Here is a 24,349-nt window from a genome sequence, read left to right as displayed (position 1 = left end):
AAAACAAGTAAGCGAACGTTCTCCAAATGTAAACAGAATAAAAGGAAATAAGATGAACGATAAAACATTATATACATTGTTGGTCTATTCAGAGAATATTGCTGGTATTCTCAACCAAATAACTGCTGTGTTTACTCGAAGACAAGTTAATATCGAAAGTTTGAATGTATCGCCCTCAAGTATTGAAGGCGTTCACAAATATACTATTACAGCATGGAGTGATGAAGACCAAATTACTAAGATTACTAAGCAAATTGAAAAGAAAATAGATGTGGTGAAGGCTAACTATTTTACAGACGATCAGCTGTTTATACGAGAAACCGCATTCTATAAACTTTCAACGGAAATGGTATTCGGAAATCCAGAAATCTGCCAGGTTATCCGACGCTCAGATGCTAGTATTACTGAGGTTAATCCTACCTATGTTATCGTGATGAAATTCGGTATTACTGAAGATATCCTTAAATTGTATCATACACTCAACGACTATGGATGTGTATTGCAATATACGAGAAGTGGACGTATTGCGGTGACCCGATCAACACAAGAACAGGTTAGTGAATTCCTTGATGAAAGAGAAAATAGTCATGTTTAGAAACCGCATTTGCAGATAATAATGCAAATAACGAGAGGCAAAATACATAATTATTGGTAGATCATTAAAAGAGATATATTGATGGACAGTCAAGATAATAAGACTATAGGAAAGATTGGAAGATATCAGTTCCTTGCAGAACCTTTCCATTGTGATTATAGTGGCCGTTTGTTTATGGGACATCTTGGAAATCATTTACTTAATGCAGCAGACTTTCATTCTACCGACCGAGGGTTCGGTATGCGCTATCTGATGAAAGCAAAGCGAGCATGGGTATTGTCCCGATTAGCAATAGAAATGGAAGAAATGCCATTTCAATACACACCATTCACAGTTGAGACATGGGTGGAGGGTGCAATGCGCTATTTCACACAGCGAAACTTTGCCGTTAGCGGTAAAGATGAACAGGGAAATCAAAAAATATATGGCTATGGACGCTCTATATGGGCAATGATTGATGTTGATAACCGCCAACCTACTGATATACTTGCTGTCAACGACGGAGCTATCCAACAATGGATAGAAACAGAAAAGGAATGTCCGATAGATAAAGGAGGAAGGGTGAAAATGACCAATCAAGCACAATATGTGCGTACCATAGACACCTATTATAATGATGTAGATATCAACGGACACGTCAACTCTGTGAAATATATAGAACATGTTCTTGATTTATGGCCTATTGACTGGTATCGGACACACCGAATCAAACGCTTTGAAATAGCATATGTGGCTGAGGCACATGCAGGTGACAAACTTTCGTTCTATCGAGAGAATGGTGCGGATGAAAACGAATTCTGCATACGAATTTGCAAAGACGATGGCATAGAAGTATGTAGAAGTAAAGTTAAATTTGTAAAAGATTGAAAGAAAATTTGGTTGTTTGGTGATAATTTGTTATCTTTGCAGCCAGAAAAGAAATAGTTAATCCATTGGCGTCGCTTCGAGTAAGCGAGGTGTTGGACCAACAAGACGACTGCTCTCGTGAGGGCGGGCATGGTTCAAGTGGACATGTACAACACATTAAACAATTTGCATATATGGCAGAAATGAATTTTGGTGGCGTAGTAGAAACAGTTGTCACCAGCAAAGAATTCTCACTCGAGAAAGCACGTGAAGTTTTGAAAGATGAAGTAATCGCAGTTATTGGCTACGGTATTCAGGGACCTGGACAGGCTTGTAACCTGCGCGACAATGGTTTCAATGTCATTGTTGGACAGCGTCAGGGTAAAACTTATGACAAGGCCGTTGCTGATGGTTGGGTACCAGGTAAGACCCTTTTCTCTATTGAAGAGGCTGCTGAAAAGGGTACTATCCTTTGCATGTTGCTTTCAGATGCAGGTCAGATTCAGGTATGGCCTAATATTAAGAAATATCTGAAACCCGGTAAGACATTATATTATAGTCATGGTTTTGCAATCAACTGGAGCGACCGCACTGGTGTGGTTCCACCAAAAGATGTTGATGTAATCATGGTTGCACCTAAGGGATCTGGTACTTCTCTTCGTACCATGTTCTGTGAAGGTCGCGGTCTGAACTGTTCATATGCAGTATATCAGGATGCAAGTGGTAAGGCAAAAGAGAAGACCATCGCATTCGGTATTGGTATTGGAGCTGGTTATCTCTTTGAGACAACATTCCAACGTGAAGCTACTAGTGACTTGACTGGTGAGCGCGGTTCACTGATGGGTGCTATACAGGGACTTCTTCTTGCTCAGTATGAAGTATTGCGCGAGAACGGACATACTCCTTCAGAAGCATTCAATGAGACAGTTGAAGAACTTACCCAAAGCCTTGGCCCGTTGTTCGGTGAAAAGGGTATGGATTGGATGTATGCTAACTGCTCTACAACCGCACAGCGTGGTGCTCTCGATTGGGCTCCTCGTTTCCATGATGCAATAAAACCTGTTATGGAGTGGCTCTACTATTCTGTTAAGACTGGTAATGAAGCACAGATTTCAATTGATGCTAACTCAAAGCCTGATTATCGTGCCGGCTTGGAGAAAGAGCTTGAAGCTATGCGCAATCAGGAAATGTGGCGTGCAGGTGTGACTGTTCGCAAACTCCGTCCTGAAAACCAGGAAGACTAAGAGATCATTCTTTTAGAATAGAAAGAATTTATTTGATATTGGACCGTTACCCTCGACCAAGGGTAACGGTTTTTTTCCATCTGAAGATGAGCGCATAAGATAAATGTCTTTTATTGGTATCTTAGTTAAGAAAAGCTCATCTATAGCATTATATCTCAAAATAATTCATTAACTTTGCATGCAGTTTTTAAATGATACTCTAACAAAAACAATTTTTAAGATAATGAATACGCTCAATCGTCTCTTTGGATTTAATCCTGCAACAATGTCGCTGAAAAAAGAACTGCTCGGTGGCATTACTACCTTCCTTACAATGGCTTATATTCTTGCCGTACAACCGTCTATACTCAGCAATGCAGGAATGGATCCAGGAGCTGTTTTCACAGCAACGGTGCTCTCCTCTTTGGTAGCTACCATCGTTATGGCTCTTTATGCTAAATTGCCTTTTGCACTGGCCCCTGCAATGGGACTGAATGCATTTTTTGTCTATACCATTGTCTTGAAGATGGGATATTCTTGGCAATTCGGACTTACGGCCGTTTTTATTGAAGGCATAATTTTTATTCTTTTGACCATTGCAGGCCTACGTAACAAGATTGTTTATGCCATGCCAATACAACTTAGAAAGGCAATATCACCAGGTATCGGGTTGTTTATTGCTTTTATAGGTCTTCAACAGGCTGGCATTATTGTTCATAGTGACGCAACACTTGTTACACTTGGCGATCTTCATACAACGCCAGTTTTAGTCGCTCTTTTCGGTATTGTTATTAGTGCAGTTCTTATGGTGAGAAATGTTACTGGAGGATTGTTGATAGGCATTCTTGCAACAACAGCCATCGGAATTCCTTTGGGAGTAACAGATGTGCAACATGTTAAAACAATTGTAGATACTCCACCGAGTCTTGCCCCTGTATTCTGTAAAATGGATTGGCAGAATATCTTCACACCTGATATGGCGATTTGTGTGTTTACTCTCCTGTTTATGGATATGTTCGACACATTAGGTACACTTATCGGTGTAGGTAATAGAACAGGATTTGTAGAAAAAGACGGAACGATGCACGGCATGAACAGAGCTTTTTTTGCTGATGCTGTTGGAACAACGTTTGGTGCAATCGTTGGAACATCTACAGTCTCGACCTATGTAGAGAGTGCTGCAGGTGTGAACGTTGGTGGTCGTAGCGGACTTACTGCTATGACAACTGCCGTTTGTTTTATACTTGCGCTTTTCTTTGCCCCTTTGTTCCTCTTGATTCCCTCTCAGGCAACAGCACCGGCAATGATTATGGTTGGAGTCTTTATGATGGTTGGCGTCCGTGATATTGATTTTCATGATTATGCGAAAGCAATTCCTTGTTTTATCTGCATTATTATGATGTCTCTATGTTACAGTATTTCCGATGGTATTCTTCTTGGACTCATAACTTGGGTTATGGTACATGCATTTAGTGGTAAATACCGTGATTTGTCAATAGGTTCTGTTATCCTTGCCCTTCTGTTTATAATGAAGTATATGTTTTTATAAGCGATTTAGTTCAGGAAATGTTAGTAGAACATGACGAAAACTATAAAATAATGATGAATATGAAAAAATATATATGTGATCTTGTGGTGAAGAGTGTTGATCACATCAGTTCGAAACATGTGCTGATTAAATTGACACACGAAGAACCTTTACCTGAAATGTTTCCCGGACAATTTGTCGAAGTAAGTATGGAAGGTGTTGATGGCGTTTTGCTTCGCCGTCCAATCTCAATTAATTTTGTAGATAGAACGAATAATGAACTCTGGCTTATGGTGGCAATGGTCGGCAAGGGCACACGCTACTTAGGACAGGTACAAGTGGGGGATGTTGTCAATTGCGTATTGCCTCTGGGTAATAGTTTTACTATGCCCAATAAGTCCTCAGAACGCCTGCTTCTTGTAGGTGGAGGAGTGGGAGTGGCTCCATTGTTATATATGGGTGCAGAAATGAAACGCTTGGGAGTAGAACCGACATTTCTGCTTGGTGCACGTTCCAAGGGAGACTTGTTAGAATTAGATCTTTTCAGTCATTATGGCCGTGTTTGTATTACAACGGAAGATGGAACTGAAGGAGAAAAAGGGTTTGTAACCAATCACTCGATTTTAAAGAAAGAAACATTTGATAGAATAGTTACCTGTGGTCCTAAACCCATGATGATGGCTGTGGCACGATATGCTTCTCAAGCAAATGTTGAGTGTGAAGCGTCATTGGAGAATATGATGGCGTGCGGTCTTGGAGCTTGTCTCTGTTGTGTAGAGAAAACAGTAAAGGGTAATCTTTGTGTCTGCAAAGATGGTCCTGTATTTAATGTAAAACAATTGTTATGGCAGATCTGAAAGTGAATATAGGCCATCTGGCACTTAAAAATCCAGTAATGACGGCCTCGGGAACATTTGGCTATGGATTAGAGTTTGCAGACTTTATTCCCCTTGACGGTTTAGGAGGATTCATCGTTAAAGGTACCACGTTGAAAGCACGTGAAGGTAATGATTATCCGCGTATGGCAGAAACTCCCAGTGGTATGCTCAATTGTGTAGGATTGCAAAATAAGGGTGTGGATTATTTCTGCCAGCACATCTATCCCCAACTTAAGGATATAAATACTAACGTCATTGTAAATGTTAGCGGTTCGTCACCAGACGATTATGCAGAATGTGCTTCGCGCATTGACGCTCTTGACAATATTCCAGCAATAGAACTCAATATTTCTTGTCCCAATGTCAAGGATGGAGGAATGGCTTTTGGCGTAACTTGCGCTGGGGCAGAGAGTGTGGTAAAAGCTGTACGTGAACGTTATCATAAAACGTTAATAGTGAAACTTTCGCCTAATGTTACAAATATAGCCGACATTGCTCGTGCTTGTGAAGCACAGGGCGCAGACAGTGTTTCGCTTATTAATACATTGATGGGAATGGCCATTGATATAGAAAAACGTCGTCCTGTACTCAGTATCGGTACTGGTGGCTTGAGCGGTCCTGCGGTTAAACCTGTTGCATTACGTATGGTGTGGCAAGTTGCTCGTGCGGTTAAAATTCCTGTTGTTGGACTTGGTGGTATAATGAATGCCCATGATGCTATTGAATTTCTTATGGCAGGTGCCACAGCTATTGAGATAGGAACAGCAAACTTTATAGATCCATCAGTTACCATAAAGGTACGTGATGGCATTGATCGTTGGCTTGATGATCATGGATGTCATTCTGTCCGTGAAATTATAGGTTGCCTCGATTGATACTTCTTTACTGGTAGATATTCTACATTGCCTCTTAAAGGCTTATTTGAACCGAATCGCTTTTTACGAGCTCTTCAAGAACAAGATAACGGAGAGCTCGTGAAAAGATTTCGGTAGGAATGTGTAGCGCTCGGAGTTCTACAAGCAGATGAGGCTTCTTATCGGAGAGAAATTGAAGTATTTGCTTTTGCGCTGCTTGAACATCATCATCGCTAATAGTAACACACACATCGCATTGACCACATGTTTTCTCTTGCTTTTCTCCAAAGTAAGAAAGCAACTGCTGTGAACGGCAATGAGTGTTATCCTGTAGATAATGGATCATTGCTTCTATGCGTTGGCTGAATTGTTTGCGACGGTTTTCATAAACTTCTGCAGGAAACAACAAATGTTTGCTGTCTTCTCGTCTCTGCAGGTAGCGGAGAAAAGGCAACTGGCTAGGAGGTATGTATTGTATGATGTGCTTGCGCGACAGTTGCAACAGAATGTCGTGTACTTCAGTTCGGTCAATATTGCTGATTGATGCCAGATGAGCTTCATTAATATAGGCATATTCAGAAAACATCCCAGAAAAGTTACGTAACATGACAACAATCAGACGATCCTCGTTGGGCGTATTGCCAGTCAGCCGGTATAGTTCGTCTCTTTCTACGACGAACATCACTCTAGAGGCATTCTCACGTTCTGCAGTGAATTCTAAATAGCCGGCTCTTTGCAGAATTTGTAGGGCAGAATGTACCTGAACAGGAAAATGGTTGAATTTATAGCAGAAATCTTGTAGGTTGAATTCATGGGAAACACCATTACCGTCTCCTAATGCTATCTGAAAATAGAATGCTATATGGTCGTAAACTTTCCGGATATAATCCTTGTCAGGGAATGTGTCAGCTACACGTTTGCGGAGTTTGACGATATCTTGTTGCCCATAGAGTAGAATAGCTTGGGCAGGTTTCCCGTCGCGTCCTGCGCGTCCAGCTTCTTGAAAGTAAGCTTCAATAGAGTCAGGGCAGTCGTAGTGAAGCACCAGTCGGACATCTGCTTTATCAATGCCCATGCCGAAAGCATTCGTGGCAACAATAATTCTGGTGCGGTCTGCCTGCCAGTCGTTTTGTCGCTTGTCTTTTTCCTCTGTATCAAGTCCAGCATGGTAGTATGTCGCACTGAATCCTTCTTGGGTAAGTAGTTCTGCTATTTCTCGAGCATGTTTCCGGCTCCGGACATATACGATGGAAGAGGCTGTTGATGTGTGTAGAGCTTCTATAAGTTCATGTCGCTTGTCCATAGCTTCTCTGACGATATAGCTGAGATTCTTACGTTCAAATGACATTTGAAACACATTGAATGTGCCACCTTTGTCGTCAGGTCGCTGTAATTTGTCTTTGATATCTTCAACTACAGCTGGTGTCGCTGTTGCCGTAAGAGCCAGAATAGGCACATCAGGTAAAAGAACACGAATGTTTGAAATGTTGAGGTAGCTTGGACGAAAATCATATCCCCATTGGCTGATGCAATGTGCTTCATCTACAGTGATGAAGCTAATTTGCATATGTCTTAGTTTTGTGATAAACAGTTGGCTTGCCAGACGTTCTGGTGAGATGTAAAGTAACCGAGTGCCTCCTAATATGCAATTGTCGAGAATGCGTAACACATCATCATGGCTCATGCTGGAATTGACGGCAGCCGCCAAGATGCCACGTCGTCTCAGATGATTGACTTGGTCTTTCATCAGTGCGATGAGTGGAGTGATAACTATACAGACTCCCTCACGACAGAGTGCTGGTACCTGAAATGTGATAGACTTACCTCCACCCGTAGGCATAAGGCCAAGCGTGTCATGACCTTCTCCAATGGATTGAATGATGTCTCGTTGGATTCCGCGGAAATCATCATATCCCCAATAACGTTTGAGAATCTGTTGGTATTTGTCCATCTTATGGTCTTTTCTGTTTGCCAGTCTGCAAGTTTTCTTATCACTTATAGGCAGTACGCTTTCTTTATTTAGGAGATTCCGGTGTCTCGCTGGGACGGATGTCGGTTATCTGCAATTGGATATCCCCGCGTTTATAGGCATTTTCTTCGATGGTATAAACAATGTCAAACGAGCGCTTAGACTTGATGTATCTGGCATCTGCGCTTTGTCCGAAGGCAATTCCATTCATGACAACTGCCGATTTCGAATCTACCAGTTCAAGTTTGATGTGTTCTTGATGGCGGCCTACAACTTTCGATGTTCCATAGTCATAGACGTTGCGTGTAAGAAAGAGAGGCTTCTCGTTGGCAGGTCCGTGAGGGGCAAGTTTTCGCAAATCGCCGTGTAGGCGTTTGGTGATATCCTTAAAGTCGATTTCTTCGTCGATGTCAAGTGTTGGCAACGTTTGTTCTGGTAGAATATGTTGTTTGACGTATTCCTGGAAACGACGACGGAATTCAGGGATGTTCTCCTGTCTCAGGGTGAGTCCTACTGCGTAGGTGTGACCACCGAAGTTCTCAAGGATATCTCTGCAGTTTTTGATGGCATCATAGATGTCGAATCCTGCTACGGAACGTGCAGATCCTGTCGCGATGCCATCTATAATGGTGAGAACGACAGTTGGCCGATAGTATATTTCCGTCAAGCGTGAGGCAACGATGCCTACAACTCCTTTTTTCCATCCTTCATCGTACAGCACGATAGACGACATATGTTGCTGACTTTCCAAGCGAGCCACGATTTCATTGGCCTCTATGGTCATCTGCTTGTCTATGTCCTTTCGCTGCTCGTTGTATTCGTTAATGCGATTAGCTTCTGTCAGTGCACGTTGGAGATCGCGTTCTACAAGCAGTTCCACAGCTTCCTTTCCGTTTTGCATTCTTCCACTTGCGTTGATGCGTGGACCGATTTTGAAAACAATGTCGCTCATGGTTAACTCTCGTCCGGTCAATCCACAAATATTGATAATGGCCTTGAGACCAATAGATGGGTTGATGTTGAGTTGTTTCAGTCCATGAAATGCCAGAATGCGATTCTCGCCGGTTACAGGCACGAGGTCTGCCGCAATGCTGACTGCGCATAAATCGAGTAGAGGAGTCAGTCTTGAGAATGGAATACCGTTATTTTTTGCGAATGCCTGCATCAGCTTGAAACCTACGCCGCATCCGCAAAGATGCTTGAACGGATAGGACGAGTCGGTGCGTTTAGGGTTGAGTATAGCCACTGCTGGAGGCAGAATCTCATCTGGCACATGGTGGTCGCAGATGATGAAATCTATACCTTGTTGTTTGGCATAGGTAATCTCCTCAATGGCCTTGATGCCACAGTCAAGTACAATGATGAGTTTAACTCCTGTTTCCTTGGCATAGTCTATTCCTTTGTAGCTTACTCCGTATCCTTCTTCTTCTCGGTTAGGGATGTAATAGTCGATGTTGGAATAAAACTGCATAAGAAATTTATAGACGAGTGCCACTGCTGTGCATCCGTCCACGTCATAGTCACCATACACCATGATGCGTTCCTTGCGTCCCATTGCATCGTTGAGCCTATCTACGGCCACATCCATATCGTTCATCAGAAAAGGATCGATGAGTTCGTTCATCATTGGTCTGAAGAAACGTTTTGCTGCCGATTCAGTTTTGATGCCTCTGCTGATAAGCAAATCTGCAACAATGGGACTCATGTTGATTTTCTCGGCCAGTTCTTTAATTGCTTGTTGCCGTTCTGGTGTAGGAGGTTCGTAATTCCATTGGTAGTGCATTTATATATTGTTCTTATTTTTTCTTTATTTCAGATACTATCGGCTTTACAATAGCCAATATGCGGTGTAAAGTTACAAAGAAAAAACAAGAAATCGGAACATACCATGGAAAAAATCATGGTATGTTCCGATTTTACATATAATAAGGTAATTTATTAGATGCCGAGTTTTTTGCGGATATCCTTAGGAATAGCGTTTTTGTTAACGGTGTAATCCATCGTGTTTGCTGCGATAAAGGTTTTAGTCATATACCAAATTCCTTTATATTCGCCAGTTTCTCCCCATGAGTTCTTAACCATATAGTATTCGCGTCCGTTTTGGTCTTTGGCAATACCGAAGATGAGCATGCCGTGGTCATCGGTGAGCTCCCAGTTGTCGAAACGCTCTTGACGCATTTCCTGTGTTGCTTTAACTTCGGGTACGGTGCATCCGAGTGAGTCGATGAGATTGCGTTTTTTCTGGGCAGTCATCTTGAGCCAGCGTGCCATGTCGCTTCCCTGAAGGCTCTCAGTCTTCTTGGTGTCGATGGCATAAGCCAATCCATTGCGTGTGAATCCTTCTTCTGAAACGTCTCCGCCCCATGCTACAGTGTAGCCGTTCATAATGGCATTATCAATGATTTTCATCATTTCGTCCATAGGTACGTTGTAGCTCAGAGGATTGCGCCAGTTGTCCTGTACTTCAACAGCATAAGCGGTATAGAAAGGATGGTGAGTGAAAGAAGTTATGCTAACGTAGTCGTTCCAGTCGAGACCGAGTGAAGCAGCAAAACTCTTTGGAGTGAATTTTTTGCCTTGGTAGGTGAATTCTTCCGGACATTTGCCAAGATATGCATCGAGAATGCCCTGCAGTCCAACTTTCCACTGGTTAGAGATTTTCTTAGCATTGCTTTTTGATACGGCAGCCACGTATGGTTCAAGCAGAGAGAAGAACTCGTTGAAGTTGTTGAGAGAGTCACCATAGAGTGAACCAGGGAAAGGCATGGCCTCTTCTGGACAGATTCCGTAGTTCTGGAGCACGTAATGCACATCATAAGCTGATCCGCCTTGTGCAAACTGGCAGTCTCCGTGCAGTCTTACAACCTGTATGGCACGGTCCATGTAGTCCTTGTTGGCCACAAAACTCTCACAGAGGTCATAGGTCTTACCTGTCTTTTTCAGAATTTCTGCCTCAAAGTACGAAAGAGTAGAATAGGCCCAGCACGTACCCGAACGGTTCTGGTCCTTGATAGATGTAATAGGATTCTCCTTGACAACGGTGAATACCGGTTTGTTTTTGTTCTCAGTCTTTTTTTCCTGAGCCTGAGCACCAATGGCAAGAACTGCCATTATTGCGATAATGAATGTTTTCTTCATAATTAGTTCTCTTTTTTTATTTATTTGTTGCTTGTTCGTTTTTATTTGTTTCCTGCCATTATTTCTTCTATTTCTGCGGGATGGTATGGAATACGTTTGCTTCCCAAGAAACGGCATCCGTCATTGGTTATCAGTACATCATCTTCGATGCGTATTCCTCCAAAGTCCTTGTAAGTTTCAAGCATATCGAAATTGAGGAAGTCTTTGCAGTGTCCGTTAGCTTTCCATTCATCAATGAGATGTGGGATGAAATAGATTCCCGGTTCGTCTGTAACGACGAATCCTTCTTGCAACCGTCTTCCCATTCTTAGGCAGTTGGTGCCGAATTGTTCCAGATTGGGTCTTGTCTCATCGTCAAATCCGACATAGATTTGTCCGATGCTTTCCATGTCATGTACGTCCATACCCATCATGTGTCCAAGTCCGTGGGGGAGGAACATGGCGTGTGCTCCTGCTGCAATAGCTTCATCAATGTCTCCCTTCATCAAACCGATTTCTTTCAGGCTTTCAGCCATTTTACGGCATACGGCAAAGTGTACTTCCTTGTACTTAACTCCTGGTTTGGCTACTTCCAATACATAATCATGGCAAGCTTCTACGATGCTGTAGATTTCCAGTTGCCGCTGGGTGAATTTTCCGTTGACAGGCATTGTTCTTGTATGGTCAGAACAATAGTCATCCAGTTCACATCCTGCGTCACAGATGACAAGTCTTCCGTCTTGCAGTATTGCGTCTGATGGATTGCCATGCATGATTTCACCGTGTTGGGTATAGATGGTGGCAAAACTTGTGTCCTGGGCCATTGAACGGGCTGTTCCGTCAACTTGTCCTCCAACGTAACGTTCTGTTGTTCCTGCTTTTGTCAGACGTTGCGCGGTGGTGTGCATTTCGTAGCCGATATTGCAGGCGCGGTCAATGGCAGCAATCTCTTGTTCTTCCTTGGTCGAACGCATTTTTACCACTGCATGAATCAATTGTAGAGATGCAGCATCCTTTTGTTGTGAGGGGTGGATGCCCAACAAATCCATGATTTGTATTTTGGTATCGTGTCGATAGGGTGGCAGAAAGTGGATGGTGCGTTTCTTTGCTAATGCCTCGTGACAAACGTGTGAGAGTTCTTTCATCGGTCCTGTGATGCTTACGCCCACAGCATCTGCCAAAACCTTCACGCTATCTACGAATCCCATCCATACGATGTCTTCAATGTCAATATCGTCACCATAGAGCATTTCTGTGTCGTTGTCCACGTCAATTACTCCTACCAGTCCGTCGCGGTGTTGTCCAAAGTAATAGAGGAACGTAGAGTCCTGACGCATTGGTGCATGGCAGTTGGCAGGTGAGTTGTAGGGTGATTCATTGTTTCCGAAGAGTACAATGACTCCGTTGCCTACCAGCTTTTTCAATTCGGCTCTTCGCCTGATGTAAGTTTCTTTGTCAAACATAGTAGTAACTTATTAATATCTTGACCACAAAATTACTACAAATAAACCAAAAGGCAAAATATTTGCATCTTATTTTGCTGAAAATGATTACCTTTGCACTATAGTATTACATTTTACGTGGATTATGGCTCAAGAAAAAACTCAATCAACAATGCGCGTGCGCCTCAATATGAAGGAGCCGGGACGTTATAAGGTGATTTGTCATAACGATGATTTCACAACGATGGATTTTGTGGTAATGATGCTGATGGACGTGTTCTTTAAGTCTGCTGATGAGGCAGAACGACTCATGTTGGCCATTCATCGTACAGGTCAGGCTGTGGTGGGCGTCTATCCGCTTGATATTGCGCGTTCCAAGGTTGACAAAGCCATGCGTCTTGCCCGTGCCAAAGGTTTTCCTCTGACCTTGAGTTATATTCCTGAATGATCAAACGATAATTAGCAATGAGAATAACAACCACGATGAATAGGGCCATCCAGCAAGCCTGTGAACTTGCTCATCGGTCTTCCCATGAATTTCTGATGCCTGAACATGTGCTGTTGGCTCTATGCCAAATAGCACCGTCTTTTGTTAATGTATTGAAGCAATCTTTAGATTGTCAGCCTGGTGAATTGGCTGAAGATGTTGAAAAATGGTTAGCTTCTCAAGAAAAAGCCCCAAAGCCAGTAGATTTGGAACTGTCGTCTTCTATGCGTCGGATTTTCACGATATGCAAAGGAGAAAATGCTGATCGTGTGTTGTGTGTGACTTCCTTTATTGAAGCCATGATGCGTGATGCTGAGTGTATGGGGACCTATCTGTTGACCAAACATCTCAAAGTCACGGAAGTGTTTCTTCTGTTATCTCTTCATGAATATTGCGATGCAAAGGATTCTTATGTTGCTGAAGAAGAACTTGACGATGACTTGGATGACTTAGAAGACGATGACTTGGATGATGATGACTTGGAGGACGATGATGAGATGATGGGAGGTCCTTCTGATTTTGCTTCGTCATCAGATTGGAAACAATGGACCACTGATATTACAGCAGAAGCCACTGATCATCTGCCCATTATCGGTCGCGAGGCAGAACTTGACCGTACCATAGAGGTGCTTTGCCGTATGGAGAAGAACAATCCGCTCCATATTGGTGAGCCTGGGGTGGGTAAGACCGCTCTGATTTATGGTTTGGCACAACGCATCGCCAAAGGTCATGTGCCTTATAGGTTGCAAAAGGCCCACATATATTCTATTGAAATGGGACAGTTGATGGCTGGTGCACAGTTTCGAGGCGAGTTTGAAAAGCGCCTCAAGGATGTTCTGGACGGTGCTACAGCCCAAGGTAACAGTGTGATCTATCTCGATGAGATTCATTTGATGATGGGTGGTGAACAAGCGCAATCTGATAGTATCAGTGCTTTTGATGTCATGAAACCCTATCTTGATCGAGGTAAACTCCGTTTTATAGGTTCAACAACCTATGAAGCCTTCAATCGTACCCTTGCCAAGTCGAAGGCCGTTACTCGTCGTTTCCAGCAGATTGACATTAAGGAACCGTCTGTAGAGGACACCCTTCGTATTGTAGAAGCATTGTTACCAACCTTTCAGAACTATCACAATGTAATCTACCGGAAGGATGCTTGGACGTATGCTGTTGAGAGTTCGGCTCGGTTGATAACAAATCGCCAGTTGCCCGACAAAGCCATTGACATTATTGATGAGGCAGGTGCTTATCTTGAAGTCCACCCGCGTAATCGTCTGCATAACTATGTGACAAAGAGCCTGGTTGATGAAATATTAAATAAGGTTTGCCGTATTGATGCCGATGCCTTGAAAGAGGCCGATAATAATTCGTTGAAAGACCTTGTCACACAGATGAAGAGTCAGATCTATGGTCAAGATAAGGCCATTGAGCGTCTGACAGATGCAGTGATGATGGCCAAGGCTGGTCTTACCGATTCTGACAAACCGATGGCCTCATTGCTCTTTGTGGGGCCCACTGGTGTTGGTAAGACAGAGGTTGCCCGTGTGCTTGCTCGTCAGTTGGGCGTGGAATTGGTGCGTTTCGATATGTCTGAATATGCGGAGAAGCATACCGTTGCCAAACTTATTGGTTCGCCTGCCGGTTATGTGGGGTATGATGATGGTGGTCTGCTTACTTCGGCCATTCGTAAGACGCCCAACTGTGTGCTTCTGCTTGATGAGATTGAGAAAGCCCATAGCGACATTTATAATATTCTACTTCAAGTAATGGACTATGCCCGCCTGACAGATAACCGAGGTCAGCAGGCGGATTTCCATCATGTTATCATTATTATGACTTCTAATGCAGGAGCGCAGTATGCTTCACAGGCCAGCGTTGGCTTCACGGGGCATGTGTCCCGTGGTGAGGCTATGCGGCAACAGGTGAAGAGGGTGTTCAAGCCTGAATTCATCAACCGCCTGACCGATATTGTGACTTTTCGTGATATGGACAAGACAATGGCAACGCTTATCCTTCGTAAGAAACTTGCCCTCCTTTCTGACAAGCTTGGCCAGCGCCAGGTGAAACTAACTGTTTCTCAGCAGGCCTTCGACCGTCTGCTTACGCTTGGCTTTACACCGGAATACGGTGCTCGTGAGATGGATCGAGTGATTGGCAACAATATCAAACCGTTGTTGATGCGTGCCTTGTTGTTTGGTTCTCTCAGCAAGGGTGGAATAGCCACTGTGGACTGTAAGGATGGTGTTTTTGTTGTTAAATGATTTGGAGCAGTTATGATTTATCGACTTGACAACAATCTCTGGTTTCCTGATCCACACCGTGGTGATGATGACGGACTCTTTGCCATTGGTGGTGACCTCAGTGTTGATCGCCTGTTACTTGCTTATAGTAACGGCATCTTCCCTTGGTACAGTTTTCGTGATTATGACGAGATTCAATGGTGGTGTCCGATGGACCGTTATGTGATTTTACCTCATGAGATTCATATTAGTCACTCCATGCGTTCGCTGTTAAATAAAAATATTTACCATGTGACGTTTAATCAAGATTTTCAAGCTGTTATAGATAATTGTAGCGAACTGCGAATTGAAGAGAAAGGTGCATGGCTTGGTCCTCAGATGATAGCTGCGTTTTCCGAATTGCATCGTCAGGGGTTTGCCGCCAGTGTGGAGGTGTGGGATGAGGATGAACAACTCGTTGGCGGACTGTATGGAGTTTGTCTTGGTCGTTGTTTTATGGGTGAGAGTATGTTCTCGTTGGCCCCATCTGCCTCCAAGGTGGCACTCATCGCTTTAGCACAACTGATGGAGAAGAATGGCGGACTGATGATCGATTGCCAGTTTGAAACTCCGCATCTCCGTTCCATGGGTGGTCGTCACATTTCTTACGATGATTATCTTGCCATGTTGCGTCAGGAGTAAGTATCCTTTGAAGGATCAGACCTCTGCCGCTTTTCCTTCTGGTTTCCCAAAGAAAAAACAAAAACGTGCGCCGTTGGTATAGTCGGGATCGAGGTACACATCACCTCCTAATTTATGGGCAATGGTGCGACAGATTTCCAGTCCGAGACCTGATCCAGGTTTAAATTGATCCAGTTTTCCGAAGCGTTCGAAGATGGTTTCTTGCTTGTCTTGCGGAATGCCCACACCTGTGTCAGTTACTGTGATGAAGGTTTGTCCTTTCTGGTTCTTCGAACAGTTTACCTGTATGCTGCCTGCTGTTGTGTTCTTGATAGCATTATTCAGCAGGTGTGTCACAACCTGTTTCACCCGCATTCCGTCAGTTTCAATCTTTTCGCTTTCTGCCAGTTGGGTGTTGAATGTTAACATCACTCCTTCTGCCACGTGACTGCGTGCTTCTTCTACGGCATCCCGACACACACCATTGATGTCTGCCGGTTCTATTATCAATTGATATTTTCCACTCTCTATGGAGGTCAGATCAAGGATATTATTGATTAGGTTGCTCAATTGCTCTGAGTTTTCTGTGATTCTATAGGTAAGGTCCGATTTCTCTTCATCGCTGATGTTGAAACTGGGGTCGGTAAGCACTTGCGAGAAACCTACGATGGCGTTGAGTGGTGTTCTTATTTCGTGGCTCATATTTTGTATGAAGAGTGTCTTTTGTTGGTCGGCATGTTGTGCTTCTTTATTGGCGATGTTGAGTTCGGCCAATGTATGGGTCAGATTTTTAGAGAGTTTGGACAGTCGTCGCTCCATTTTTTTGTTAGCTTTCAGATAGATGATCGTGCCAACAATGAGCAGCAGGGCAATAGCCGCCATGGCTACCATGATCAGTTTTTGCATGTTGTATTGTCGTTTCTGCAGTTCTACCAGTTTCTTCTGACTGTCGATGGAAACGCCCAGTTTGTTAGACTTGAGTTTTTGGTTCTGTAGTGCGAGCAGGTTACGACCGTTCTGCATCTCTGCCAATTTCTTGAGTCTGTCCGCATTGCTTATCTCAAGGTTGTTGCTGGCCAGTTGCAGTTGGGCCAGTTGCAGTTGTAGCTTTGCCATTTCGTTGGCAGCCTTTTGCTTGTCGATGTCAGCAATCTGCATGGCAAAGCTGTTTCTCATGCCTGCAAGGTCTGTGAGGATGTTGGTGTTGCCTCCGTTTTGTGTGAGTCTTACAATTTTGTTCATGACTTTTGCCGCCTTGTCATATTGTCCGTTGTATGAATAGTAGGCATAGGAGCTGTATTTTCTGAGCAGTCCAGACAGTTTGTTCTTGTATTCCTGATATTTCACAGAATCCTGATTGGAAATGGCGTATAATGAGTTCAATAAAATAAGGTATTCTGTTGCGATAATAGGGACAGTATTCAATCTCTTGAAATATTCCTGATAGCTTTTCTTGAAGTTGGCGTAATCACCTGTCATGAAGTGACCAATAGCTTTGTAGCCGTAGAGTCCAGCTTTTGTAGGTTCTGAATAACAGTAGCGGATGCCCTCATTTGCTGCGTTGACGACTTCTTGGAATCGTCCTAAACGTATGTTACCATCGCAGATGTGAGGATAGATTGTTGACCGCTCCTGTTTCTGCATGTGTTCCTGTGAGAATTGTAGTGCTGTTTCGTAGTAGAAAATGGCATGTGCATATTCCCCTCTTACCATCAGCATATTTCCCAATGCCACATAGCCTGCTTGAATGCCGTATGGGTGTTTGTGTTTTGTGGCAAACTGGATGTCTTTCTGCATCAGTTCTTTCGCCTCGTCGAATCTGTCTTCAGACAGGAGGTAGTTTGCCATAGTTGTAGAAGTGTAGAAATAATACTGCAGATAGTTGTATTCCTGTGCTTTCTTTCTTACCTGCTGACTTGCTTTCCAAACGGCAGGGAAATTGTGCTGTTTTGTTATTTGGTATTTCAGAGGAACGAGAAGAGCAAGGATTTCTGCCTTGTGGTCTTTTAGCCTGATGGCTTTTCTCCTTAGTGAGTCAGCCTGTTCCAGACAGATATGGTTCTTTCTGTTGTAGTTGGCTCTGAGGTATAGTGGGTACAGGCTGTCGTTGATCTTGAATGGATTGTTCTGTCCTTGTGTGGGCAAAGCCAAGCCAAACAGCAGGATGATCAGCAGGGTGTATATTGTAGTTCTTTTTGTCTGTTTCATGCGTTGTAGGGAATATTGAAGTAGAAACGTGCACCATTGGTGTATTGGCGGTCGATGTTGATTTCACCATTAAGTTTTTTTGCAATGGTGCGACAGATGTCGAGACCGAGTCCGGAACCTTGTTTTTTGTCGTCGAGTTTCTTGTAACGTTGGAATATCTCATCCATCCGTTCGACAGGAATGCCGATTCCTGTGTCTGTGACAGTAAAAGAGATCATATCGGTATTTTCTATCTTTTTGCAAGACAGTATGATGCTGCCTTTTTCTGTGTTCTTTTCAGCATTTGTCAATAGATTGATGAGCACCTGTTGCACACGCTTGCGGTCTGTTACGGCTTCGAAATCTTCATTCAACTCTGTTTCGAATGTCAGCGTCACGCCTCCTGCCAATCTGTGTCTGACGGTTTCCATGGTTTCCCGACAGAGTTCGTTGACCTTTACAATTTCTTTGGTCATGACGAAGTTACCACTCTGCAGGTTAGTCAGGTCGAGAATGTCATTGACCAAGGTGGTGAGCAGTTCTGAGTTTGTTGTGATATATTGTGTCAGTTCCTGACTTTCTGCTTCTGACAGTTCGTTGCCCATGGTGACGAGTACGTTAGAGAATCCCACGATGGCATTGAGTGGTGTTCTTATCTCGTGACTCATGTTCTGTATGAAGCGTGTCTTAGTCAGTTCCGATTCACTGGCTCTGAGTTTGGCGGTATTCAGTAGCGAGATGCTCTCTCGCAGTTTTCTAATGCCCTGTTTCAACTGTCTTCCGTGTCTCCATCGTATGATAGCATAGAGTGTGAAGCTGATGGCGATGAGTACGACAAAGGTCAGACAAAGTGCCATTCCCTCTTTCTTGAGGCGGTATTGTTCTGCTTCCGCCTGTCGTGTTTTGTTTTCTTGTTCAAGCTTGTTTTGCAGTCTTTGCGATTCCAGTTGTTGGTTCTGGTAGTTTAGCTTGTTTCTGTCAGCCTGCAGTTGTGCGAGTTGTGCATTGTCCTGTGATTTGTTGAGTTCGAGGGTTGATTTGTTGAGTGAGAGTTGTGCGTTGGCCATGGCCAGTTGGGTGTTTTGATAGTCCATCTGCTGCACCTCTCTTTCATGTTGCTGTATGTTGGACATGTTTTTTACGATACGATCATCGTTTTGAACCAGTTCGCCGGCGTAATCTCCATAAACATCAATGAGCATCCATTGGTTTTTGACCGCTTTGGCGTAGTCCCCTTTGTATTTATAGTATGCCACAGCCAGTCTGTACCCTTCCAGTTCGCTTTCCTCTTTGAGTCTCTTGATGGTTTCCAACACCTCCTGGTCTTTTCCGTCGAGCATTTTCTTGAATGTTTCCACAGCTTCTTTCACGTCGCCGTGCAGATCACGGTCGTATGCTTCATGTTGTTTCAGATAGTTATATTCTTTCCTGAAATCATCATACCTTCCCAGCATGAAGAGTGCGTAACATTCCTGTAGTTTAATGTCAAACCGGTTGTAGTCCGACTTACATTCGGCCCATGCTTCCTTCACTTCCTGGAGTGTTTCTCTAAAGCTTTGAGTCTTTCTTAGACAATTGCAGATGTTTGCATAAGTGTCTGTGAAATTGGAAGGTATATTGTGGTCTTTCGAGTATTTGATATACTCGCGGTAATTGTCGATAGCTCTCGCATATTCTCCTCGGTATTGTTGTATGGTTGCCAGTGAATAGTAGCTGTCTCGAATGCCTATGAGATGGTTGTTTTTCTCTGCGATTTTTCTTTGTTCCAGAGCTATCGTATAGGCTTCGAGGTATCTTTTTTCCCTGATATAATAGTTGGTGAGGTTGGCTGCTGCGAAATAGTAGTAGGTCCATTTTTCGTATGCAGTAGCCTTATCCATCAGTTTTTTTGCTTCGCGTTCCACAGCGGGCATATTGTCTTCCTGATAGTAGTTGTACAGCAAGAGGATGGTCATTGCCGTGATTTCGCCATTTCGGTCTCCTATGGCTTTAGCTCTTTCTATGATGGTATCTGCGAGAATTTTTCCTGCCAGCGTTTTTCGTTCTTTGTAGGCCTTTTCGTAGAGTTTGAAGAGACCGTCATCCATGCGGTATTGGTTGTTTTGTGCCGACAAAGCCACTGTGTATATGATGAAGAACACAGTGACAATGGCTCGCACAATATGTTGTTGTAATCCTTTCCCCATTGTTAAAAACAATCTTTTTATTTTGTTGTGTCGTTTGTTTGTTGTTGTATCCTCTAATATCGATGTGTTCTGTAATTTTTTTGTATTATTCTTAATATGTTGTCTTTGTATGTCTATGACCGTATGATATTCTTTGCCATAAACCATGGTCTTTTGCATGCAAAAGTACGAACAAAATGGGATAATGACAAATAATTATCTGATTTTTATCCTTTTTTGACAATGTATTTTTGGTAATAGGTGATGAGCAATGTGGTGAGAGGCAGGGCGATTACCATACCCAACATGCCCAACAGCGACCCCCAAATAGACAGTGAGAGTAGGATGATGGCTGAGTTGAGGCCCATGACCTTACCCATGATGCGTGGGGTGAGAATGGTGTCTTGAATGATCTGAACCACCGCAAACACGATGAGTGCCATGAGTAACACAATCCAGAAGTTTTCTCCTGAGTCTGCCGCTTTGACGATGGCAAGCAGTACCGTTGGTACGAAACCTACAATTTGCAGGTAAGGTACCATGTTGAGCAGGCCGATGAGCATGCCCAAACCTACCGCCATAGGGAAGTCGATGATGAGGAATCCGATGCTGAACAGCACACCTACGCAGAATGCCACGCAGGCCTGTCCGCGGAAATATTTGTTCATACCGTCCTCTACGTCGTGTACCAGTTGCACGGCAAAGGCTCTGTAGCGTTGTGGCAACAGGTCGGGCCATCCTGTGGTCAGTCTCTCATAGTCGATGAGGATAAACAGGGTGTATAGGAATACCATAGTGACCGAGAGCAGACTGCTTACCGCCCCGATACTTTGGGTGATGATGGCCCATATCTTGGGCATGGCCTCTCTCATGGCTTGCATGAATCCCTCTTGCGTGACCATGGCTTTGACCTCATCGCCGGTAAGGTGACGGTGCAGGTATTCCTGTATCTGACTTGGTATGTTGTTGAAGGTGGCATTGGTCTCTATATAATGGAGCACCAGATCCTTCACTCTTATTCCTTCTTCCACCATGGGTGGTATGATGAGCCAGAAAGCGAGTGACACAATGCCTCCTGCCACAAGAAAGGCACAAAGGATGCCGAGAATGCGGAAGTGCAGCCTGCATTTGTACTGAAAGAATTTGACCAGCGGAAAGAGCAGGTAGGCAATGAGCCATGCCAGGAAGAAAGGCAGCAGCACTCCGCTGAGGCGGCGCAGCAGGAGGATGATACCTGCCAGTACGGCTACGAAGAGTACGCTACGGATAAAGGTGTCGAAGGTGATTTCTTTGCGTTCCATTTGTTATGCTTGTTTCGTGAATGACAGAATGACGGTATTGCTTCGTTTCAGTCGCAGACTGTTGAGCACTACGCTGACGCTCGAACAGGCCATCAGGGCAGATGCCCACATCGGGGTTATCTGCCAGTGTGCGCCAAAGGCGTAAGGAAGTCCGGCTGCCAGTGGGATGCACACCATATTATATATAAATGCCCAGAAGAGGTTCTGACGGATCATTGCCACCGTGCGTCTTGACAATCGGATAGCATCAGGGATGCGCCTGAGGTCGTCGCCCATGAGTGTGACTTGCGCCACGTCCATCGCCACATCGGTGCCGCGTCCCATGGCAATGCTCACATCGGCACGTGCCAATGCCTGCGAGTCGTTGATGCCGTCTCCCACCATGGCCACGTGTCTGCCTTCTTGTTGCAGGGCCTTTACCGCATCGTCTTTGTCTTGTGGTAATACCTGCCATTTGTAGTGGCTGATACCTGCCTCCTGTGCCCAGTGTCTGACGCGTTCTTCTTTGTCGCCACTCATCATGTAGAGGGTGATGCCCATTTTATGTAACTCCTCCACGGCTTCACGGGCAAAGGGCTTGAGTTGTTCGCCTTGACCATCGGGTGAGGGGAGAGTCATGGTTCCTGTTTTATCTACTACCATGCTGTCCACGTTGCGCAACAGTTCCAATGCGGTGGCATCCTTGATCAGTATGCCGGCTTCAGCCGCCTTGCCTATTCCCACCATGAGGGCGGTTGGCGTGGCAAGTCCCATGGCGCATGGACACGCTATGACCAGTACGGATACGGCAGAAATGACAGCCTGCGGCAGACAGTTGCTGCCTCCGATAAGATACCAGAGCAGGAAGGTTGCTACGGCAATGAGTCCCACGGCTGGTACGAATACCGCAGCCACGTGATCCACAACACGCTGTACGGGCGCTTTGGAACCTTGTGCTTCTTCCACCATGCGAATCATCTGCGACAGAACGGTCTGTTGACCCACCTCTTCTGCCTTGAAGCGGAACGTGCCTCCTTTCACGATGGTACCTGCCAGCACCTTGTCGCCGGGGGCTTTTTCCACAGCCACAGCTTCACCTGTAATCATGCTCTCGTCGATGCTGGTGCGGCAGTCTGGGATAATGGTGCCATCTACGGGTACTTTTTCGCCAGGTCTCACTTCTATCGTGTCACCCTGTTGCAGGGCTGCCAGCATCACATCGCTTACCGTGTCATCTACAACGAGGTGGGCGGTCTTTGGAGTGAGTCCCATCAGGGCGCGGATTGCTGAGGCTGTGTTGTGCTTGGCACGCTCTTCCAGGAGTCTGCCTGTCAGCACAAAACTGATAATCATGACCGATGCATCGTAATAGGTGTGCCACGCCATGCCTCGTGCTCCCCAGAAGCTATCGCCCCAAAAGGTGTTGAAACTGCTGAAGACAAACGAAATACCGGTGGAGAGTGCCACAAGGGTGTCCATATTGGCGGAACGGTGCAGGAGTTGTCGAGCCGCATTACAGTAGAAACTCCGTCCGCAGTAACACAGATTGAGCAGCGCGATGACGAGCATCACTTGGTTTTCCGTATTGCGGTTTCCCATCGGAATATAACCCATTGCCACCAACATGACCATGAGGGCAAAGCCCCACGAGAGCAGGGCCTGTCGCAGGATTCGCTGCCATGATCTTCGCTCAATGGCTTCTACGTTGCGGTCTTGTTCCACAACAAGGTCGTAGCCCACTTGCGCCAGCGATGCCTGTAGTTGTTCTGGTGACGTGCGGTGTTCGTCATATTCCACCAATACTGTACGTGCAGGCAGGTTGACAGCAGCGTCTGTCACCCCTTCTGTGGTTTTGAGTTTTTTTTCCACACTTGCTGCACATCCTGCACACATCATTCCCAATACGGCAAATGTCTTCTTCATGCTTGCAAAGGTAGAATATTTTCGTGAGACAGCCAACGGATTTCTTCTAATTGTAATCTATCATACCTAAATTCATCTATATAAATCAAGAGGCAAGGGTGGGACACAGCGTTTTTTGTCTCGCAGTTGTTGAGGATCATTTTGCATAATTGTCTCTCTCTCCTTTGAAAAACAGGTGTAAAAAGGCTAAGAAATGGCAGGAAAACCAAGGAAAATGCACCTTTTTTTGAAAAAAAATCCCAAAAAGTTTGGTCGAGTGAAAAAAACATAGTACCTTTGCACTCGCAATTCAGAAATGAGGCACCCGAGAGGTTCCGTAGCTCAACTGAATAGAGCATCTGACTACGGATCAGAAGGTTGTGGGTTTGAATCCCGCCGGAATCACAAAGAGAATCAGCAATGGTTCTCTTTTTTTTTTGTTTCTGTTTTGTTTCTGTGCGGTTTATGTCTTGAAGACGTCGTACACATCTCTATTCAGTCAGATGTTATGATTTCAATACGGAAGATGCAATGAATCAGCTACTTGTCCGTGCGCATCTGGACAGGAATCAAACCTATAAATAAAAACTGGCAAAATTCAAAGGCAAAAAAGTTTGGTAGTCTGAAAAAAATATAGTACCTTTGCATCCGCAATTGAGAAATGAGGCGCCACGAGAGGTTCCGTAGCTCAACTGAATAGAGCATCTGACTACGGATCAGAAGGTTGTGGGTTTGAATCCCGCCGGAATCACAAAGAGAATCAGCAATGGTTCTCTTTTTTTTTCTGTACGCTCAGCATGGGCATTGCCTGACGCCTGAAAGAAGTGGGGCTCAATAGATTTTTCATAAGGGTAAATGAGTATGATTCATATGAAATGCTTACCTTTGCATCATGGAAGACAAAGGTTTGCTAATGTTGGCACGTATGGTGCTGCCCAAGGAAGTGCTTGACCACTTCATCATAACTGATATTGAG

17 protein-coding genes and 2 tRNA genes are annotated in these 24,349 nt (G+C 44.4%); 11 read left to right on the top strand and 8 right to left on the bottom strand.

Annotated features, from left to right (window positions below):
* Positions 1-52: 52 nt before the first annotated feature.
* The 6 genes from ilvN to CIK89_RS00085 all read left to right on the top strand — a co-directional run bounded on the left by ilvN (position 53) and on the right by CIK89_RS00085 (position 5,945).
* Positions 53-595 (top strand): acetolactate synthase small subunit, encoded by a 543-nt coding sequence (gene ilvN, locus CIK89_RS00110; protein WP_094389404.1) that lies wholly within the window; start codon positions 53-55, stop codon positions 593-595.
* An 81-nt stretch (positions 596-676) separates the two neighbouring features.
* Positions 677-1,462 carry an acyl-[acyl-carrier-protein] thioesterase gene (locus CIK89_RS00105; RefSeq protein WP_094389403.1) on the top strand — a complete coding sequence of 262 codons (786 nt, stop codon included), beginning with the start codon at positions 677-679 and terminating at the stop codon, positions 1,460-1,462.
* A 173-nt stretch (positions 1,463-1,635) separates the two neighbouring features.
* The gene (gene ilvC, locus CIK89_RS00100; protein ID WP_094389402.1) at positions 1,636-2,685 is read left to right on the top strand and encodes a ketol-acid reductoisomerase; all 1,050 of its coding nucleotides are present in this window, start codon (positions 1,636-1,638) and stop codon (positions 2,683-2,685) included.
* A 223-nt stretch (positions 2,686-2,908) separates the two neighbouring features.
* A complete protein-coding gene (locus tag CIK89_RS00095) occupies positions 2,909-4,213 on the top strand; it encodes an NCS2 family permease (protein WP_094389429.1) in 1,305 nt (434 codons plus the stop codon).
* Between the two features lie 59 nt (positions 4,214-4,272).
* Complete coding sequence (locus CIK89_RS00090) at positions 4,273-5,049, top strand: dihydroorotate dehydrogenase electron transfer subunit (RefSeq protein ID WP_094389428.1); 777 nt, start codon at positions 4,273-4,275, stop codon at positions 5,047-5,049.
* Entirely contained in the window at positions 5,037-5,945 is a 909-nt protein-coding gene (locus CIK89_RS00085; protein ID WP_094389401.1) for a dihydroorotate dehydrogenase, read from the top strand. The genes CIK89_RS00090 and CIK89_RS00085 overlap by 13 nt, the downstream gene beginning before the upstream one ends.
* 34 nt (positions 5,946-5,979) lie before the next feature.
* Here CIK89_RS00085 and CIK89_RS00080 read toward each other — a convergent pair whose 3' ends face one another.
* The 4 genes from CIK89_RS00080 to CIK89_RS00065 all read right to left on the bottom strand — a co-directional run bounded on the left by CIK89_RS00080 (position 5,980) and on the right by CIK89_RS00065 (position 12,473).
* Positions 5,980-7,875: an ATP-dependent DNA helicase RecQ gene (locus CIK89_RS00080; protein WP_094389400.1), complete on the bottom strand. Its 1,896-nt coding sequence runs from the start codon at positions 7,873-7,875 to the stop codon at positions 5,980-5,982.
* A gap of 64 nt (positions 7,876-7,939) precedes the next feature.
* On the bottom strand, positions 7,940-9,676 hold the full coding sequence (gene recJ, locus CIK89_RS00075; protein WP_094389399.1) for a single-stranded-DNA-specific exonuclease RecJ: 1,737 nt from the start codon (positions 9,674-9,676) through the stop codon (positions 7,940-7,942).
* A gap of 155 nt (positions 9,677-9,831) precedes the next feature.
* Positions 9,832-11,031, bottom strand: a complete 1,200-nt coding sequence (locus CIK89_RS00070; RefSeq protein ID WP_094389398.1) for an aminopeptidase C — start codon at positions 11,029-11,031, stop codon at positions 9,832-9,834.
* A 41-nt stretch (positions 11,032-11,072) separates the two neighbouring features.
* Complete coding sequence (locus CIK89_RS00065) at positions 11,073-12,473, bottom strand: aminopeptidase P family protein (protein ID WP_094389397.1); 1,401 nt, start codon at positions 12,471-12,473, stop codon at positions 11,073-11,075.
* A gap of 124 nt (positions 12,474-12,597) precedes the next feature.
* On the opposite strand from CIK89_RS00065, the gene CIK89_RS00060 reads away from it, so the two are divergent.
* From CIK89_RS00060 to aat, 3 genes are read left to right on the top strand one after another with little or no spacing between them, the layout of a single operon-like run.
* Positions 12,598-12,900, top strand: coding sequence for an ATP-dependent Clp protease adaptor ClpS (locus CIK89_RS00060; protein WP_094389396.1), 303 nt, complete (start codon positions 12,598-12,600; stop codon positions 12,898-12,900).
* A 17-nt stretch (positions 12,901-12,917) separates the two neighbouring features.
* Positions 12,918-15,200 carry an AAA family ATPase gene (locus tag CIK89_RS00055; RefSeq protein ID WP_254046570.1) on the top strand — a complete coding sequence of 761 codons (2,283 nt, stop codon included), beginning with the start codon at positions 12,918-12,920 and terminating at the stop codon, positions 15,198-15,200.
* A 12-nt stretch (positions 15,201-15,212) separates the two neighbouring features.
* Entirely contained in the window at positions 15,213-15,860 is a 648-nt protein-coding gene (aat, locus tag CIK89_RS00050; protein ID WP_094389394.1) for a leucyl/phenylalanyl-tRNA--protein transferase, read from the top strand.
* Positions 15,861-15,875: 15 nt separating this feature from the next.
* Here the strand turns inward: aat and CIK89_RS00045 are convergent, their stop codons facing one another.
* The 4 genes from CIK89_RS00045 to CIK89_RS00030 all read right to left on the bottom strand — a co-directional run bounded on the left by CIK89_RS00045 (position 15,876) and on the right by CIK89_RS00030 (position 23,394).
* A complete protein-coding gene (locus tag CIK89_RS00045) occupies positions 15,876-18,047 on the bottom strand; it encodes a HAMP domain-containing sensor histidine kinase (protein ID WP_094389393.1) in 2,172 nt (723 codons plus the stop codon).
* Positions 18,044-20,212, bottom strand: coding sequence for an ATP-binding protein (locus CIK89_RS00040; RefSeq protein WP_158214815.1), 2,169 nt, complete (start codon positions 20,210-20,212; stop codon positions 18,044-18,046). The genes CIK89_RS00045 and CIK89_RS00040 overlap by 4 nt, the downstream gene beginning before the upstream one ends.
* 206 nt (positions 20,213-20,418) lie before the next feature.
* Entirely contained in the window at positions 20,419-21,492 is a 1,074-nt protein-coding gene (locus tag CIK89_RS00035) for an AI-2E family transporter (RefSeq protein WP_094389391.1), read from the bottom strand.
* Between the two features lie 3 nt (positions 21,493-21,495).
* Positions 21,496-23,394, bottom strand: a complete 1,899-nt coding sequence (locus CIK89_RS00030) for a cation-translocating P-type ATPase (RefSeq protein WP_094389390.1) — start codon at positions 23,392-23,394, stop codon at positions 21,496-21,498.
* Between the two features lie 310 nt (positions 23,395-23,704).
* Here CIK89_RS00030 and CIK89_RS00020 point away from each other — a divergent pair.
* Together CIK89_RS00020 and CIK89_RS00015 are read left to right on the top strand one after the other, a co-directional pair.
* A tRNA-Arg gene (locus CIK89_RS00020) sits at positions 23,705-23,778 on the top strand.
* A 272-nt stretch (positions 23,779-24,050) separates the two neighbouring features.
* Positions 24,051-24,124 (top strand) — tRNA-Arg (locus CIK89_RS00015).
* Positions 24,125-24,349 lie beyond the last annotated feature (225 nt).

It is taken from the genome of Prevotella sp. P4-119 (genome assembly GCF_002251345.1).
Classification (GTDB): domain Bacteria; phylum Bacteroidota; class Bacteroidia; order Bacteroidales; family Bacteroidaceae; genus Prevotella.
The sequence above is the reverse complement of the archived record's forward strand: the minus strand, read 5'-3'. Positions and strand labels throughout refer to the sequence as shown.